General features: G+C 44.7%; 11 protein-coding genes. 8 read left to right on the forward strand and 3 right to left on the reverse strand.

Annotated features, from left to right (window positions below; all coding sequences use genetic code 11):
• The first annotated feature begins 14 nt into the window (after positions 1–14).
• The 5 genes from V8Z93_RS04730 (at position 15) to xyl3A (ending at position 9,341) form a co-directional block, all read left to right on the forward strand.
• Positions 15–1,820, forward strand: a complete 1,806-nt coding sequence (locus V8Z93_RS04730; RefSeq protein ID WP_439432532.1) for a RagB/SusD family nutrient uptake outer membrane protein — start codon at positions 15–17, stop codon at positions 1,818–1,820.
• Between the two features lie 116 nt (positions 1,821–1,936).
• Positions 1,937–4,456, forward strand: a complete 2,520-nt coding sequence (locus tag V8Z93_RS04735; protein WP_439432533.1) for a glycosyl hydrolase family 8 — start codon at positions 1,937–1,939, stop codon at positions 4,454–4,456.
• 12 nt (positions 4,457–4,468) lie between these two features.
• Positions 4,469–5,173, forward strand: coding sequence for an acetylxylan esterase (locus tag V8Z93_RS04740; protein WP_439432534.1), 705 nt, complete (start codon positions 4,469–4,471; stop codon positions 5,171–5,173).
• A 20-nt stretch (positions 5,174–5,193) separates the two neighbouring features.
• The gene (locus V8Z93_RS04745) at positions 5,194–6,684 is read left to right on the forward strand and encodes a family 43 glycosylhydrolase (RefSeq protein WP_439432535.1); all 1,491 of its coding nucleotides are present in this window, start codon (positions 5,194–5,196) and stop codon (positions 6,682–6,684) included.
• A gap of 50 nt (positions 6,685–6,734) precedes the next feature.
• Positions 6,735–9,341 (forward strand): xylan 1,4-beta-xylosidase, encoded by a 2,607-nt coding sequence (xyl3A, locus tag V8Z93_RS04750; RefSeq protein ID WP_439432536.1) that lies wholly within the window; start codon positions 6,735–6,737, stop codon positions 9,339–9,341.
• 691 nt (positions 9,342–10,032) lie between these two features.
• On the opposite strand, the gene V8Z93_RS04755 is transcribed toward xyl3A, so the two are convergent.
• The 3 genes from V8Z93_RS04755 to V8Z93_RS04765 all read right to left on the reverse strand — a co-directional run bounded on the left by V8Z93_RS04755 (position 10,033) and on the right by V8Z93_RS04765 (position 11,575).
• Complete coding sequence (locus tag V8Z93_RS04755) at positions 10,033–10,431, reverse strand: pilus assembly protein HicB (protein WP_264958433.1); 399 nt, start codon at positions 10,429–10,431, stop codon at positions 10,033–10,035.
• A gap of 97 nt (positions 10,432–10,528) precedes the next feature.
• A complete protein-coding gene (locus V8Z93_RS04760; protein WP_439432537.1) occupies positions 10,529–10,714 on the reverse strand; it encodes a type II toxin-antitoxin system HicA family toxin in 186 nt (61 codons plus the stop codon).
• 555 nt (positions 10,715–11,269) lie between these two features.
• Positions 11,270–11,575: a hypothetical protein gene (locus V8Z93_RS04765; protein ID WP_439432538.1), complete on the reverse strand. Its 306-nt coding sequence runs from the start codon at positions 11,573–11,575 to the stop codon at positions 11,270–11,272.
• A 435-nt stretch (positions 11,576–12,010) separates the two neighbouring features.
• Between V8Z93_RS04765 and V8Z93_RS04770 the strand changes: the two genes are divergently transcribed.
• From V8Z93_RS04770 to V8Z93_RS04780, 3 genes are all read left to right on the forward strand, one after another.
• Positions 12,011–13,264 carry a 6-bladed beta-propeller gene (locus V8Z93_RS04770; RefSeq protein ID WP_439432539.1) on the forward strand — a complete coding sequence of 418 codons (1,254 nt, stop codon included), beginning with the start codon at positions 12,011–12,013 and terminating at the stop codon, positions 13,262–13,264.
• Positions 13,265–13,561: 297 nt separating this feature from the next.
• Positions 13,562–16,084, forward strand: coding sequence for a cellulase family glycosylhydrolase (locus V8Z93_RS04775; protein WP_439432540.1), 2,523 nt, complete (start codon positions 13,562–13,564; stop codon positions 16,082–16,084).
• Positions 16,085–16,317: 233 nt separating this feature from the next.
• The gene (locus V8Z93_RS04780) at positions 16,318–18,702 is read left to right on the forward strand and encodes a beta-L-arabinofuranosidase domain-containing protein (RefSeq protein ID WP_439432541.1); all 2,385 of its coding nucleotides are present in this window, start codon (positions 16,318–16,320) and stop codon (positions 18,700–18,702) included.
• The last annotated feature ends 115 nt before the right edge of the window (positions 18,703–18,817 follow it).

An 18,817-nucleotide genomic window follows, 5' to 3' on the forward strand; every position in this document is an offset into this window, starting at 1 on the left:
TAAATGATACAGCAATGAAAAAGTATTTATTATATTCTAGTATATTAGCCCTTGCGTTGACAGGAACAGTATCTTTTACTTCCTGTGAGAGTCAGCTCGATATTGAGCAGAAGGGTACTACTTATGAGGAACAGTTCTATAAGACTGATGCCGATGCAGAGGCTGCTTTGGTGGCAGCATACGAAGGCTTTATGTGTAATGTAGTAGGACGTCAGCCAGACGTCCAGGGAAGTTTGGGTATCTATACTCCTCACAAGTTGATTCTGAACATGTGTGGTGATGATGTTTACTATGCCAGTGGTAACTATGGAGACCATGAGGACGCTGGTTGCCTCAATGAGTTCCGCTATGATACTGATGCCTTGGTTCCAAAGTTGATGTACTCAGGTCTCTATTCTTCAGTGTATACTTGCAACTTGGTCGTTAACAAGTTTGCTAATCCAGATACACCAGTCAAGAAGCGTTGTGTGGCTGAGGCTCGTGTGCTTCGTGCTTACGACTACTTCTTGTTGGCAAACTTATGGGGCACTCCTCCATTCGTCTTAAAGCAGTTGACAGCTGATGCGCTTCCATACAACAGCGATAAGGATCCTGAGAATCCTATGACCCACGAACAGTTGATAGAGTGGGTTGCTTCTGAATGTGAGGCAGCTGCGGCCGATCTTGATGAGCGCAAGAGCAAGGGAGACAAGGATGGAGCTGTAAAGGTAACCAAGGGCTTTGCTAATGCATTGGCTGGTAAGGCTTACCTCTTCGCTGGCAAGTATGACAAGGCTAAAATTGCCCTCAAGAAGGTTATCGACTCAGACAAGTATGCCCTTGTTCCAGGCGACAAGTATATGGACAACTTCCATATTGAGGGTGATGGCAACGAGGAAAAGGTCTTCGAAATCAACTTCGAGTACAATGCGGGTAAGGGTAAATGGAGCGGTATGATTCAGCGTTCTAGCTGGATGGAGTCTAATGCAATGAACTGGCGTGCTGGTAACTTCGTAGTTTCTCCTCAGTCTGTATATAGTGGCATCGATGGTTGGGGTGGCTTAGGTGTACCTCAGTGGTTTGGTGATGAGTTCCATAAGAACGATGGCGACTCTTACCGTTTCAAGGCAACCTTGAAGCACATTGATGATGCTGTTTATAAAATGAAGTATGCTAATGATTCGCTAAACAATCTGACGGTTGAGCAGAAGAAGGTAAGCACGGCTGTTGGTATTAAGGATCAGGTTCAGGGACTTTATGGTAACTCTACTTGGTTGGCATTCAAGACAGTGATGCGTGCAGCTGACTCTGATGGTAAGAAATATGATGCCAACGTCCGTTTGAACAACTATCTCGTGATGCGTTATGCCGAGGTTCTTTTGAACTATGCTGAGGCTTGTCTCCAGACTGGCGATCAGGGTGAGGCCAAGAAGTATATTAATATGATTCAGGAGCGTGCAGGTTCCCAGACCATCAGCCAAACCGTAGATATGGATGTGCTGAAGAAGGAGAAATCATACGAGTTGTGGATGGAAGGTTGCCGTTGGTTCGACATCAAGAGATGGAGGGATGCCACTGCCATCAATCGCATCAAGAATGCGGGTTCTGATGTACCTCACCTCTTTGACAAGTTGTTCCGCGCACCTCAGGCTTCTGACGAGAAGTTGTACTGGGAGCATGGTACAGAGGCAAATAGCCGCTTCTATACAGTTTCTTCTCATGCAGCAAAGGATGCAGGTTTCACTGTTGGTTACCAAGAGGGAAAACATGATTACTTCCCTTATCCACAAACAGTGAAGAACATGAACCCTAACCTGGTTCAGAACCCTGGTTGGGAATAATGAAGTTGTTTTGTAAATAAAACGTTTTAAGTTTAAAGAACTATAGATTAGTTTGATAATTAGGGGGTGTTTTGAAAAGAAGCACCCCCTTTTTTCTTCTTTAAAGGAATTTGCGTATGAAAACATGGATGTGTGCCTTGATGCTGGCGTTATCGACAGGAGCTTCGGCTCAGAACCCGATTATCAGCGGACAGTATTCTGCTGATCCTACGGCTCGCGTATTCAACGGGAAGGTATATCTTTATCCTTCTCATGACATTCCGAGTCCTATCGAGAAACTGAAGGAATGGTTCTGCATGGCAGATTATCACGTTTTCTCTTCTACCAATCTTACAGAGTGGCAGGATCATGGAGTCATCGTTTCGCAGGACAAAGTACCTTGGGTACAAGACGGAAGCTATACGATGTGGGCTCCAGATTGTGTGGAGAAAGACGGGAAGTATTACTTTTATTTCCCTGCCGCTCCGAAAGGGGAGGAGAAGGGATTCGGAATAGGTGTGGCGGTTGCCGACCATCCGGAAGGACCATTTATGCCGATGTGGAAACCCATAGAGGGGGTTCATGGCATAGATCCTTGTGTGTTGATAGATAAGGACGGACAGGCTTATATCTACTGGGCGGGAGCTGGTTTGCACATGGCTAAGCTGAAACCAAACATGACGGAACTTGCCTCGGAACCCAAACTGGTAGAGGGGTTGCCTGAGGGATTCAAGGAAGGACCATTTGCCTTCGAGCGTAACGGCAAGTATTATTTCACCTTCCCTTGGGTACGTGAAAAGGATGGCACGGAAACACTGGCTTATGCCATGGCTGACCATCCGATGGGACCTTTCACATTCAAGGGCATCATCATGGATGAGTCGCCTACGAAGTGCTGGACCAATCATCATAGCATCGTGGAATATCAGGGACAGTGGTATCTCTTCTATCATCATAATGACTATTCGCCTAAGTTTGACAAGAACCGCTCGGTGCGAATCGACTCTCTGAACTTCAATCCTGACGGAACGATACAGAAGGTGATACCTACACTAAGAGGTGTGGGATTGACGAAGGCACGTTCGCATATTCAGATTGACCGTTATTCTGCGCTGCAAGGCAAGGGAATCGGTATTGAATATCTGGATAAAAACAACTTTTTTGCCGGATGGAAGACTTTCTTCTCTAAATCGAATACAGCTCTTATATATAATAAGGTGGATTTCGGTAATGAGAAGGTGGCGGAAATCACCGTTCGTGCCAAGTCGGTTAAGGGCGGTGTGCTCGTAGTCAGAGCCGATGGCAAGAAGGGAAATATCATCGCTAAGGTGAAGATTCCGAAGTCGGCAGCTTGGAAGAATGTCCGTGCCCAGGTGCTCCATGCTCCTCAGGGCGTTCATGATCTCCATGTATCCTTGCAGAGTGGAGCCGATGTTGAGGTAGACTGGCTGGGCTTTGATGCGTTGCCTTGGGAAAAGGGAGCTTTTGAAACTCACCAGTATCGCAATCTCTTTGCCGAAATGGGCTATAAGCAGACTGATATTGACAGGAAGGTGAACGAAGTGTTCAATGATGTGTTCTACGGTAAGAACAAGGTTTATTTCGAAGTGGGCGATTCCATGGGATATGTCAGCGATGTGAAGAACAATGATGTGCGAACCGAGGGCATGTCGTATGGAATGATGGCTGCCGTGCAGTTTGACAAGAAGGACATCTTCGACCGCCTCTGGCGATGGAGCAAGAAATACATGCAGCATCAGGAAGGACCTTATAAGGGCTATTTCGCATGGAGTTGCAAGACTGATGGAACGAGAAATGCGCAGGGAGCCGCATCGGATGGTGAACTCTATTTCGTAACTTCGCTCATCTTTGCATCCAACCGATGGGGCAATGATACGGGCATCAACTATCTGAAGGAAGCGCAGAATATTCTGGATTGCAGCATGCAGAAGGCGGGAATGGACCGCACAGCTCCGCTCATCAATCTCGAACATCAGCTCATCACCTTTACGCCCGATCATTGGGGTGGGAAGTTTACCGATCCTTCTTACCATCTCCCTGCCTTTTACGAGGTTTGGGCGAAATGGGCTAACGACGGACGTTCCCAGTTCTGGAAGGAGTGTGCTGAGAAAAGCCGTGAGTTCCTGCATAAGTGCATCAATGAGAAGACGGGCTTGAACCCCGACTATTGCAACTATGATGGCAGTCTGATGAAGACTGGTCAGTTGCTGGGTGATGCTTTCCGTTATGACTCATGGCGAGTGCCTATGAACATAGCGCTCGATTATTCCTGGGCTTGCAAGGATAAGGAGTGGCAGCAGAAATATGCCAATACGCTGCAGAACTTCCTGTATAGTCAGGGCATTGATTCTTTCCTGGACCAGTATAATGTAGATGGAACGATGGTAGAAGATATTCTGCCGGCAGGTACGGCTCCAAAGGCACTCCGCCATTCCATCGGTTTTGTTGCCACTTCGGCTGCGGCTTCATTGGTCAGCAATCATGTGAAGGGCAGGGAATTTGTCAGTCATTTCTGGAATGCCAAGCATGAGCCTGATAAAGAAGGCTTCTTTGATGGCTACTACGACGGACTGTTGCGTCTCTTCGCCTTCATGCATCTGAGTGGCCGTTATCAGATTATCGAACCTCAAAAATAAAAAGAATAGTCTATGAACATTTTTTTCAATAAAATAGTTAGATTGTTTTGTTTATGTGTATTCCTTTTTGGGCATTCCTCTGCGGATGCCCAAAATAAGGAATTACCTGTAGACATTAATCCTTATTTCGGACCTGTCGGCAAGCAGCCCGTCGTGCCCAATGCGGCTGGCTTTATTCAGAGATGGTTGCTCTTGGAGCCAATCTCTGTGCTGGTCAAGAGCAATGTCGTTTTTACAGATTCTTATCTGAAGGAGATATTCCATACGCAGTATTTCCCTAAACAGATGGAAACAGTTCCTAAGGATGGAGCCTTCGTGAAGGTGGGCAAGGAAAAACTGAAATGGCATGCGCTGGACAGTAAACTGTTTAATGTCAAGCTCTTCCGTTTCGCTACTTCGTTTAAGAAGTCCAAGTATGGTGTCTTGTTCTGGGCGGTTACCATTATCGATTGCCCTGAGGAGATGAAAGACGTCCGCTTGTCTGTTGGCTCGAATGGTGCTTCCATGTGGTGGCTCAATGGTGAGGAGGCGATGATGCTCGAAGGCGACCGAAGAATGGTTCGCGATGATGTGGTTTCTAAGAAGCTTACCTTGAAGAAAGGTAGGAATATCCTTCGTGGTGCGGTCATCAATGGTCCTGGCATGAGTGACTTCTGTGTCCGATTCATCGACGGACAAGGCAAGCCTGTCAGAAACCTGTCTATTCACGTGAAGTAGTGCAATCAATAAAGAAAGTTATGAAACAGAACAATATATTTTTCAGATATTTTAGCCCGGTTGCTGCTCAGCAGAAACTTTATGCCGCTGCTTTGGTCGCCTTGTTGTCTTCATCTGCTTACGAGGCAGAAGCCCAGGTGGGCGAACCTTTCATTCATGATCCTTCTACCATTGCCCTGTGTGATGGAAAGTATTATACCTTTGGAACGGGTGAAGGCGGAATCTGGTCGGAGGATGGCTGGACCTGGCAGGGTGGTGCTGTTCGTCCCGGCAGAGGAGCGGCTCCTGATGTGTTGAAGATTGGCGACCGTTATCTTGTAGCCTACAGTGCTACGGGTGGTGGATTGGGAGGCAGTCATCGCGGTGATGTCCTGACGATGTGGAACAAAACGCTCGATCCGAAATCGCCTGATTTCAAATATACTGAACCGGTGGTGGTAGCTTCTTCTTTGGATGATGAAGACTGTGATGCCATTGATGCGGGCTTGTTGCTCGACCCTACTACCGGCAGACTCTGGCTCAGCTATGGTACCTATTTCGGATTTATCCGTCTGGTAGAACTTGATCCGAAGACAGGTAAGCGGATGGAAGGCAACGAACCCGTCAATATCGCCATCGACTGCGAAGCTACCGATTTGATTTACCGCAACGGCTGGTATTATCTTCTCGGCACTCATGGCACCTGTTGCGATGGTCCTAATTCTACCTACAATATCGTGGTGGGACGTTCGCGAAAGATAACCGGTCCATACGTAGATAATGTGGGCAGAGAGATGTTGCAGGGCGGTGGAAAGATGGTGATTGCTGCCAATAATCTGAAGACGGGTCCCGGTCACTTCGGACGCTATATTGAGGAAGAAGGTGTAGAAAAGATGTCGTTCCACTATGAGTCTGATTTCAGACAGGGAGGACGAAGCGTATTGGCTATCCGTCCTTTGTTGTGGAAGAACGACTGGCCTGTGGCTGGTGATGAATTTCATGCCGGAACCTACGAGATAGAATCGGAACGAAGAGGCTATGCCCTGGAGATTGCCGTAGATTTCGTGAGAATGCAACGTGATATCGAACCTTTCTGGATCAAGCCGACCAAGCCTCTGAAGAATATCGAACCTCAGACCTTGAAGGAGGTAGAGGCAGAATGGCCTAAGGGAGAAGTAAAGGTGAGAATGAACGATTACATGTTCCGTCCTCATCAGAAGTGGAGTATCATGCCTGCTGGAAAGGGTGGTTATCTGGGTGGTCCTTATTATAAGATCTGCATAGAAGGCACTACTCGCTATCTTACCGCAACCGCTCTGCATGATGTCATTGCCAAACCTGAGTTTACGGGTGAAGATGCCCAGCTTTGGCGCATCGAGCAGCTTACCGATGGCACCTATCGCATCATGCCGAAGGCTGTGCCAGGCACAGAAGAGAAACTTGCATTGGTTTCACTCGGCGACTGTACCCCAGGTCTGGCTCCCTTCGATTTCAACAGCGACAATTCTAAATGGAATTTCAGACAACAATAAATTCATGATGAATTCCAATTTAATATACTAATAGCTTAATAGTAATTACAATGAACAAGAATGTTATATACGCAGCTTTGATGTTTGTGCTGACTATGTCCTCCGGCAATGCCTCAGCACAGCAGTTGCCTTATCAGAATCCAGCCCTCTCGGCTCATGAGAGAGCGGTAGATTTATGTGGTCGTCTCACATTGGAAGAGAAAGCCTCTTTGATGCTGGATGATTCGCCGGCTATCCCACGATTGGGAATCAAGAGATTCCAGTGGTGGAGCGAGGCGCTGCATGGTGTGGCGAACATGGGAGATGTAACCGTCTTTCCGGAACCTATCGGAATGGCAGCATCGTTTAACGACGGAATGGTGTATAGAATCTTTGATGCAACATCTGATGAAATGCGTGCCAAATGGAATGAACTGCAGCAGAAGGGAGGAGATGTAACCCGTTTCCATGCTTTATCTGTCTGGACTCCAAACGTGAATATCTTCCGTGATCCTCGCTGGGGACGTGGACAGGAAACCTATGGTGAGGATCCTTATCTTACCAGTAGGATGGGATGTGCCGTGGTGCGCGGATTGCAGGGACCTGAAGATACGAAATACCGCAAACTCTGGGCTTGTGCCAAGCACTATGCAATTCATAGCGGACCAGAATGGGCTCGCCATACAGACAATATTACCGATGTTACACCGCGCGACCTTTGGGAAACTTATATGCCTGCCTTCAAATCACTGGTGCAGGATGCAAAGGTGCGTGAGGTGATGTGTGCCTATCAGCGTTGGGATGATGAACCATGCTGCGGCAACACCCGCCTTTTGCAGCAGATTCTCAGGGATGAGTGGGGATTCAAGTACCTGGTAGTTTCCGACTGTGGCGCTGTTACTGATTTCTGGTCCAGCCATAAAGTTTCTAGTAATGCCAGAAATGCGGCTACCAAGGGCGTGCTGGCTGGTACAGATGTGGAGTGTGGATATAATTATGCATATAAGTCTGTGCCTGAGGCTGTGAAGTATGGTGCCTTGACTGAAGATGAAGTTGATAAGCATGTGATTCGTCTGCTCGAAGGTCGTTTCGATTTGGGCGAGATGGATGACAACAAGATCGTATCATGGTCGAAGATTCCAGTATCGGTGCTTTGCAGTAAGGCGCATCGCCAGCTCTCGCTCGATATGGCTCTGCAGACCATGACGCTGCTCCAAAACAAGAATGAGGTTTTGCCTCTCAATAAAAAAGTAAAGAAGATTGCTTTCATCGGACCGAATGTGGATAACGAACCGATGATGTGGGGAAACTATAATGGTACTCCACGACAGACAATTACCATCCTGGATGGTATCAGGAGTCGTTTGAAGAAAAACCAGGTTGTCACCTTTAATGGATGCGACTTGGTGAACGACCAAGTTTTGAATTCTTACTTCGACCAGTGTAGCATGGATGGCAAGATGGGCTTTAAGGGCACTTTCTGGAACAATCGCAAGATGGAAGGCAAGCCTGTTGTCATCACCCAGGAGAAGAATCCTGTGCAGGTAACGACCTATGGTCAGCACTCCTTCGCTCCTAATGTGAAGCTGGTGGGCTTCTCTGCAAAATATGAAACCGTGTTCCGTCCTAAGCAGACAGACAAGGTGTTGCTCGACGTGGCTGGTTGCGGTCACTACGAGGTTTATCTGAATGGTGAGAAGAAGGCAGAGCATTCTATCTGGCGCACTACCGAGAGTCGTATCGAGTTCCAAGCCGAGAAGGGCAAGGAGTATAAGATAGAGATTCGCTATCACGAGATGCCTAACTATAATGCGGACATGAAGTTCAATATCGGGCATGAGAATCCTATCGACTATCAGGCTTCGCTCAAGCAGTTGAAGGATTGCGAGACAGTAGTCTTCGTAGGTGGCATCTCTCCACAGTTGGAAGGTGAGGAAATGCCTATCGAGATTTCTGGCTTCAAGGGTGGTGACCGCACCAACATCGAATTGCCTAAGGTTCAGCGCAATTTCCTGAAGGCTTTGAAGGAGGCGGGCAAAAAGGTTGTCTTTGTCAACTGTTCGGGTTCGGCTATCGCCTTGACTCCAGAGACAGAGAGTTGCGATGCCATTCTCCAGGCCTGGTATCCTGGTCAGGAAGGTGGAGAGGCAGTGGCTCGTGTACTCTTCGGAGAGTACAATCCTGCCGGCAAGTTGCCTATTACGTTCTATAAGAATTCTGAGCAGTTGCCTGATTTCAAGGATTACAGCATGAAGGGCAGAACCTATCGTTATATGAACGATGCGCTCTTCCCATTCGGATATGGTTTAAGCTACACTTCTTTCCGTATGGGTGATGCTACACTTTCCAACTCTATCCTGAAGAAGGGTGAAAAGATTACGCTGAAGGTACCGGTAAGCAATGTAGGAAAGAAGGATGGAACCGAGGTGGTGCAGGTGTATGTGAAGGATCCTGTCGATACCGAAGGACCATTGAAGAGCTTGAAGGCTTTCGAGAGAGTGGAGGTGAAGGCAGGAAAGACTGCTGAGGCTGTCATTACGCTGGATAGCAGAAACTTCGAACTCTTCGATGCTGCAACCAATACCGTTCGTGCCAAGGCAGGAAAGTATGAGGTTTATTACGGCAGCAGTTCGGCTGATAAGGATTTGAAGAAACTGGATGTTTCTATTGAATATTAAGTAACTTGAGAAAATCATCAAGGAGCTGAGTAAATATGGAAAGAGGGTGTGTCTTGGACTTTTGACACACCCTCTTTCTGTAATCAAGGGTTCTCAATCAATAGAGCATCCATATTGTTCTTTATGGGTGCAATTAATCCTTCTTTACGCACACGTATATATTTTTTTTAGAAAAAAGTCTCATAGTCTCATTTTTAGCCGCAAATATCACGTTATATCGTTGATATAAAGACATTTATAACTAATGAGACTTCTTGCGAAAAGTAGAAAGAAGTATCATAGAAGTATCATTAAAAATCATAGAAGTATCATTAAAGATAATACAAAGCATGCGAAAATCCAGTTTGAACGTTAAGAAAAGCCTGTTTAAACGTTAAGAAAAGCCTGTTTAAACCTGTTTAACCTGTTTAAACATCAGAAAAAGTCATTTTAAGCATAGCAAAAAGGCATTTTAAATATCGCAAAGAATCAAAAGAATATTGCCCAAAAATGAGTCCGATATTTGGGCACTCGTTGCCCGCCTTATGGGCAGTGGTTGCCCAGCACAGGGGCTGTCGATGCCCACTTGGTGGGCTACGGATGCCCGTGTAACGGGCACAAGCAGACCAACCGAAGGGCACAAAAAGCCCCCGATGCGTCACGCACCAGGGGCTTAAAGAGTTCATTTAATTACTTTATGAAAACACAACCATCAAAAGACGGCTGCTTGTAAATCCGCTTTAATATTACCCATACAGGCGTTGAGTCGTTGGTATGTTTTCTCTCCAGCGGTCTTGACTCCACTTACATACTGGCGCATGAGCGATGGGTTGATGCCTGCACGTCTGGCAATCTCGGTAGCGTTGAGAAAGGAGAACTCCTTGAAGAAAGCTTGCACGTCGTACTTATATGTAAACGTTAAGTCTTGCAAGTCCTTGTTGTTAGGGTCATCATCCCTACATTCCTGAAGAGCCTTCATGAAGTCGGCCTTGGCTTCCTCAGCGGTCGCACCATCGCCATCTATGACACCATAATTACCCAATGGCTCATCATTGTAACAAGAGTATCCGCCATCACCATATTCTAAAATCAGCACTACATTCTTTGCCATATATCTTATTTGTTTAAATTCCCTACAAAAAGAGTTCTCCACACGTCTATCACACACACGCTCAATTGCAAGGTTAAGGTAAGGGCAGTTGCCCGGACTATTGTCCGAGCAACGTCTTTTTAATGCGTCTAAGCAACCCTGTCTTAACCTCATGGCTACCATGTCTTGGAATTCTGATTTTCATCCCATTCTTGGGATTGAACCATTCATCGTGCTCGGCACCATGTCGAGTGATAAAGCATCCCGCTTTAGTCAACTCATGGTACAATTGATTGTGTTTCATTGTTGTAATTAAACATGTTAAAGAACTCTTTGTCTGAATGACACTGCAAAGGTAGCTAAAAAGCTATAAAATACCAAATATTTAGGTAGCTTTTCCGCTACGTTAACTAAACTTTAACATTTGGGGGCAAAAAACATCTAGCGAGAAGTCTCATTGTTGCTAATTCTTTATATAACAAGTGCTTAAACTATATTTTTTTAACAAAAATGAGACTATGAGACTTTTTTCGCTAAAAAACTTTTTTCACGTATGTGGTCGATGCCTATCTATAGTGATTGCCAAAAGTAAGGCTTCATTTCACATACTTTCATTACAGTAAAATAATGGCATAAAAAAAAAGGTCTGAAAAATAAAAAACTGTTAAAATCATATATTAAGCTGATAATCAGTGTTTTTCTTTTTTTAGCATTCTTTTTTCTACTCCAATATTTCATAAAAGAGATTTTAAGTCTCCGTAATTGGTATGAACTTTATGATTGATGAAGATAAGACGATCGTATTTTTCTGAAGTTTCGCATGTGGGGAAGTCACATGCGAAACTTCTGTATAAAAAGTTTAGAAGTCATGTAAGAACGTTTTGATATCCAATCCCTTCATATTCTTTTCAAGGTATTCATCGAAACTTTTGCTAATCTTTGTGATGCTAGGTTTACTCTTTCTTAGCAAGATAGCTATGTTGGAAAAGTTTATTTCTGCTTTTATTAGATAAGCAAATTCCAACTGTGAGTCTTTGAGACCAGGAAGGAATGCAGTAAGGCGTTTGCCATATTCATTGAACAAGTTGTCGATGGTTGCCATGATATCTATAAGGGCTTGTTTTTGTTCTGAATTGGTATAATGATCGAGTCCGTTTTTTATCATTTTGTGCAATTTATAATATGATTCGGACATTCTAAATTGGTTCCATCTGTCATCATCAAGTTTTATATTCTTTGACAGTTTGTTGATACAATGCTCAGATGATGTAAGCTGGTATTTCGATAGTTCGTTGTTTCTTGTTTCAAGTTTTTAGCTCTTTATTGTTTCTTTCTTGAATGGCAATTTGACCTTTGACAATGATGAAGCGAGCTAAGTTGACAGTATCTTTTGTTGCTGAAATCTTATTTTTAGCGAGATTAATAAATGCGGAATATTTCTCATCGTTGCCCAAAGTCTTGTAGTCTTGGGCAATATTAATAAGGCAATTATTAGCTAAAATCTAAAGTTTATGTTACATGAAATAAAGTCTTTTCAATTTGTGCTACGTAATTATGAAAATTTACTTTTTGTTTACTTTGCTGTTTATAATGGAAAATAATGATAAACAAACAAAAAGTGAACAAGATAATGGATCTGATTGGATTTCTTTCCTTAAATTTGCAGCGTAAAATCCAAAATATAAAAGTTATGAAAAAAGTATTTTTTAGACTGTTTTGTACAGTGATAGTAATAAGCTATCTTTCATTATTGTCCTCTTGCCAACATCAGCAGGAAAAGGTGTGTCCGGTTATCAATCTCGGGAATGTAAAGGAATGTTCTGTCTCTGATTTGTTTTCTAAGATAGAGATAGTTCCCTTAGCTATGCGTGAGGGAAACTTTTTGGGGAATGTAGACCGTGTGCAGATTTCTGATAATTATTATGTTGTATCTGATTCAAGACAGATATTGACTGTTTTTGACAAAACAGGAAAGTTTGTGTCTTCATCAGAGGCTAAGATAGGTAATGGGCACGAAGAATATTCCATAGTTATGGGTTATTCTTATAATCCATATAATAATAATATTGAGATATTGACTCCTACTCATTTGTTGTGCTATGATGTGAATTTTAACTTATTGAAAAAAGTGAAACTCCCGACTAAACTAGCGAAAAGTAAAGATACGGGTTTAATGTTTGACCGTATTTACGATTTATCAAAACATCTTCACGTCTTAATACCTACGTCAGTGAGCGGTGAGTCGACAGGTATGTTAGTTTTTGATTCCTCTTCGTCTAAGATTTTGAAGAATATAGATTATGAGATGGATGAAATTGATAAAATAAATATGCAAAGCGATTGCTTCTTTCTGAGGAAAGGCTCTGCAGTAACTTTTGTCCCTCCAATTTATAGTGACTATATTTACACTTTTGACGCTACGACTATGGAATGTTCGAGAAAATATAAGTTCGAAGGAGGCTCAAATATGCTTACTAAAAATGACTTAGAGGCATTTGGCTCAAATGAGAATAAAAAGAATCTGTTTTTGATGAATACAGACAAGGAAATTCTTGTGTCTAAAATGGAAGTGGACAAAGCTATCATTGTTCATGTCAAAAAGGGAAATCGCTTGTCTGATTGGTATTCTGTCTTGTATGACAAGGCATCGGGTGAACTTAAAAAGATAAATTTGTACTCTGGCAAAAAGAAAATTTTCCCATTAATTAAAAATGTAGATGCTCAATCGCTTTATGCTTATGTAGAAAAGCAAGATTTGCCATCAATGCTGGAATGCTGGAAGCAGATGGGATGTAATGTTGAAGGCAATGTACAGAATGGAGATGGATTTATAGTAAAATATACATTGAAGTAAGATTTTGTAGATAAGAAGTTATGGATGTTTGGCATGCTCTATTGACAGATAATCCTTGATTACAGAAAAGATGTCCTAGCAAAAGATGCGAGGGCATCTTTTCTGTTTTATAAAACAGACACTTTTAGATAATTATTCGACATGATAGCCATCACAAAGCATTTGTTACATGAAATAAAGTTATGAATTGAATAAATCGCTACTTTTGCGGTGTTTTAACAACTTAAATAACAAAAGCCGGTGAAAATCATCGGCATCATAACAATTTTAAACTTTTATAATTCAACCTAAAAACAAATGAAAAAGAGATTTTTGGCGATATTGGCGGCTGCGTTGCTACCGTCATGTCTGTTCGCCCAGTTTGGAGTGGTTTCGCCGCTTCATGTGAATGGCAATCAGTTGAATGATGCCTATGGCAACAAAGTGGTTTTGCATGGTGTGATGGATACACCGAGTCCTTACTTCAACAAATACCGTTGGGGTAATACTTGTACTGATAACAATATTCAGCCATGCATTAGCTATTACGACAAGATTTTCGGAGCACTCCAAAATCCTGCTAAAGGCACTTATTGTAATATCTTCCGTCTTCATCTCGAACCAGGCTGGACCAATGATCCCAACAAGAAGTCAACGGGTTCTGATACTGGAGAGGCTAATATATCGCGTTTCAGTGCTACCCGTTTGCAGAAGTATCTTGATGCCCTTTATCTGCCTATTGCGCAGAAGGCCATCAATCATGGCTTGTATGTAGTGATTCGTCCTCCAGGCGTATGTCCTAAGGATTTGAAGGTAGGCGATGCTTATCAGAATTATCTTAAAACGGTGTGGAACATTGTTTCCAGCAACAGTTGGGTGAAGAATAATTCCGGCATCGTATCCCTGGAACTTGCCAACGAGCCTGTTCATATATATAATAGGTATGGTCAGAGTTCTGCCACAGCCATGCGAGATTATTTCCAGCCAGTGGTTGATGTGATTCGTAAGAATGGCTTCAAGGGTATTATCTGGATTCCTGGCACTGGTTATCAGAGCCAGTATGAGAATTATGCCTCTTATCCTGTTTCCGACAGCAACTTCGGCTATGCCGTGCATGTGTATCCGGGATGGTATGGGGCAAGTGATAAGAACTATGATTCCAATGCTTTCATCTATAATTTCCAGAAGCAGGTGCCTGTGGTAAAGAATAAACCGATTCTTGTTTCTGAGATAGACTGGAGTCCGGAGAGACCTGGTGCAGGTAAGTATAATGAGTTTGGACAGTGGGTGGCCAGCAACCTGGGTTCATGGGGAACTGCCACTACCAGCAAATGGGGTAATGCCTGGAAGAAGGTGATGGATCATTTCGGAAACATCAGCATGACGCTGACCAGTACTGATGATTATCTTGATATTGACAACTTCCTGAAAACTGGTCAAATCAAGGCTGGATTGGAGGCTAATCCGGAGGCTTGCGGTCAGACCTGCTTCTACTGGTATTACGAGTATTCCAAGAAAGACTATGCTCATAAGTCTGCTGGTACGTCTTCTTCTAACCAGAATACTCAGCCTTCTACCGGTTCTTCTACTTCTGGCAATACCCAGGGCGAGAACATCATCAAGTCATGGGGCGATGGCAGCGGATTCGTTCCTTCGGGCTGGACGGTGGCAGACAATGGTAGCCAGGTTTATGCCGGCAATAAGTCGAGCGGTCCACGCATCATGAATTTCTCTGGTGATTTCAAGAATGCTTTCTATGTGAGAAGTATTTCTGCCGATAAGGCTGGCTATATAGAATATGGTAATACCAACGGTTATACCCTGCCTCTGGTATATGGCGAGTATGAGCTGAGTTGCAATGTGGCTGCCTGGAAGGGTGCTCCATATATGAAGGTAGAGGTGTTCGACCCTCAGAATGCTGTTCTTGCTTCTACCATCGTCAAGGCAAATGGCAATGCCAATGGCAAGGCGGGTGCTTATCTCTCGGGTACCACCAGGGTTTCTCTCTCGTTCTATTCCATGATTAAGGGCAATTACCGTGTACGTTTCACCCCTGTGGCAGATGCCAAGGGCACAGGTGGTGCCTGGGTTGAGGCTCTGGTAGGCAATGTGGCTCTTTACTTCAAGGGAAATCCGCTGGCACTGAATGCCGTGGGACAGGTTCCTGCCGGATGGAAGATTGTTGATGCTGGAGAGCAGAAAGCGGCTGGTGCAGCTGGCAGCGGTCCACGCATCTTCCAGTTTGCCGGTGGTGATTTTTCTACGGGTCTTTACATCCGTCAGAGCGATGCCAGCAAGGCAGGCTACGCTGAGTTTGGTTCTACTTGGGGCTATGGCTTCTCGTTGAAGCAGGGCAGCTATGTATTCTCTTATAATGCCGTGGCGTGGTCGGGGTCTCCTTATCTGAAGTGTGAGGTTCTCGACGAGAGCAACAACGTGCTGGGTTCTCAGATTATCCAGTGTACCAAGAATGTGAACAAGAACACCGGTGCAAATACTTATGGCAGCAATAGTGGTCAGGTACGATTCACCGCTTCCCGCACGGGTTACTATCACTTCCGCTTCACTCCTGTGGCAAACAGCTGGGGTGGCAGTGGTTCATGGCTTGAGGTAGTGGTAGGTCATCTGAAGATTTCCATGGCCAGTGCTTCTCGTTCAAGAAGCATCGATGGTGGTTGGAACGATGGCACTACGGGCATCGGGCAGGTTGAGAGTGCTGAGCATATCAGCGGTCAGGAGACCAAAGAGAACTCCGGCTGGTACACGCTTCAGGGTCAGCGGGTAGAACACCCAACCAAGGGTATCTATATCCATAATGGCAAGAAGGTGGTTTTGAGATAGAATATTAAGTGAGACTTCCATGATACATCAATGAGACTTCCCGGCACTAAAACCGAGACGTTTCATTGATGTTTTTTTTCTGTATATATCAAGTATTTAAATCATATTATGACGCACCCTCTTCTTATGTGTTACCTCATTTAAACTATTTGAAACATGTGAAAAAGTAGAATTCTGTTTTTTGGCTTAACTTTGCATCCACAAATAACAATTTAATCAACTGACATCAAATTATGAAGAAACAACTGATGATTGCTCTGCTGAGTATTGCGCCTGCCTTGGGTGTTGTGGCGCAAGATAAACTTTATAAGGATGAGTTCCCGCTGGGCGACATCACCCTTCTGGACGGACCATTGAAGCATGCTCGCGACTTGAACGTGCAGGTGCTCCTGAAATATGATTGCGACCGTATGCTTGCCCCTTATCGCAAGGAGGCAGGCTTGCAGCCTCGCAAACCTTCTTATCCCAACTGGGATGGACTGGACGGACATGTGGGCGGACATTATCTGTCGGCTCTTGCCATCAATGCAGCCACAGGCAATGAGGAGTGCCGCAAGCGCATGGAATATATGATATCCGAACTCCAGCTGGTGCTTGATGCCAACAATCAGCGTCCTGAAGCCTGGTGTCATAACTATATAGGTGGTGTTCCGAATAGTGCCAAGATGTGGACGGCTTTCAGTAAGGGCGATTTCGGACCTTACTTTGGAACATGGGCACCTTTCTATAACATTCATAAGATGTATGCAGGTCTTCGTGATGCATGGCTCTATTGCGGAAATGAACAGGCAAAGAATCTCTTTCTGAAGTTCTGCGATTGGGCTGTGGACATTACGCATGATCTGAACGACGAACAGATGGAGAAAATGCTCGGCAACGAGCATGGAGGCATGAACGAGGTGCTTGCTGATGCATACGCCATTACCGGAGAGCAGAAATATCTGGATTGTGCCCGCCGCTTCTCCCACAGAATGTTGCTTGTTCCTCTGGAAAACGGCAAGGACTGCCTTGACAATATGCATGCCAATACGCAGATTCCGAAGGTTATCGGCTATCAGCGCATCGCTGAGTTGGCTCATGATGTGCAGTATCACAATGCCAGTGAGTATTTCTGGGAAATTGTGACACGTCAGCGTTCGCTGGCTTTGGGAGGTAACAGCAGGCGTGAGCACTTTCCGACTAAGGAAAATTGCATCGACTATATCAACGACATAGATGGACCGGAGTCTTGCAATACTTATAATATGCTGAAGCTTACCGAGGATTTGAACCGAGTAAAGCCTAATGGCATGTATGGCGACTTTTACGAGACTGCGATGTTCAACCATATCCTCTCTGCCCAGCATCCGCAACATGGCGGCTATGTCTATTTCACTCCCGCCCGTCCTCGCCATTACCGCAACTATTCTGCCCCTAATGAGGCGATGTGGTGCTGCGTGGGAACAGGAATGGAAGACCACGGTAAGTATGGACAGTTTGTCTGGACGCACGAAAAGGGTGTGAAGGCGGAGAACGATGCCCTGTACGTTAATCTCTTCGTGGCATCCGAGTTGAATTGGAAGGATAGAAAGATGGTGATTCGTCAGCAGACCGCCTTCCCGTATGCTGAGACATCTGTTGTAGAAGTAGCCAAGGGTAAGGGAACTTTCATCCTGAAAGTCCGCAAGCCATCCTGGTGTGGTAACTTCACCGTGACGGGTGTAGGTTTTGATGCCGACAGCTATGAGGAGAATGGATTTGTCTGCATCAAGCGCAAATGGAAGAAGGGTGACCAGGTAAAGATTTCGATGCCTATGCACGCTTATATCAAACCGATGATCAATGTGCCTCAGTATGTGGCAATCATGTATGGTCCTGTCCTGCTCGGCATGAAGACGGGAACGGAGGATATGCGTAGACTCATTGCCGATGACAGCCGTTTCGGACAGTATGCCAGTGGAAAGAAACTGGCTCTTGACAAGGCTCCTATTCTGTTGCCGAAACATCTCGACGACATTGCCAAAGACCTGAAGCCAATTCCTGGCAAGCCATTGCACTTTAAGCTTGCCACCCACATGGAGAATGCCATCGAAGGCGAGTTGCAGCCGTTCTTCGAAATTCACGATTCTCGATATATGATGTACTGGTTGGCACTTGGCGAGAATGAGTACAAGGCTTATATGCAGAAGTTGGCTGATGAGGAAAATGCCCGTCAGGCTTTGGAGGCTAGAACTGTGGATAAGGTGAGCCCGGGTGAACAACAGCCGGAGACCGACCATCGTATGGAGACCGATAATTCGGACAAGGGTAATACAGAGGGTATCTTCTTCCGTGATGCAAGGGATGGTCATTATTTCAGCTATCTGATGCAGACCAAGGGAGAGACTAACCTTAGTCTCCAGCTCAAGTTCTGGGGTCAGGATGAATGGCGCACCAGTGAGTTTGACATCTATATCGACGACCATCTTCTCACGAGTGTAAACAATAGCCATCGTTGGCGCACCACTCAGTTTAAGACCGTTGATTATGCCATTCCTTCAGAGTTTGTTAAGGGCAAGAAGGAAGTAAGAGTGAAGTTTGTAGCTCACAAGGGCAAGCAGGTAGGACAGATTTATGGTGTGAGACTTGTGAAGAATTAATTGATGAATTTATTTTTAGATTTATGCTTTTATATAAAGAAAACAGTTCATATTGATGAATGACAAGATTGTTGTGAAACAAGTTTTAATTGTTTACGAGAATGGTGCATAGTGA

The sequence above is a fragment of the Segatella copri genome, from assembly GCF_051861805.1.
Lineage (GTDB): Bacteria > Bacteroidota > Bacteroidia > Bacteroidales > Bacteroidaceae > Prevotella > Prevotella copri_M.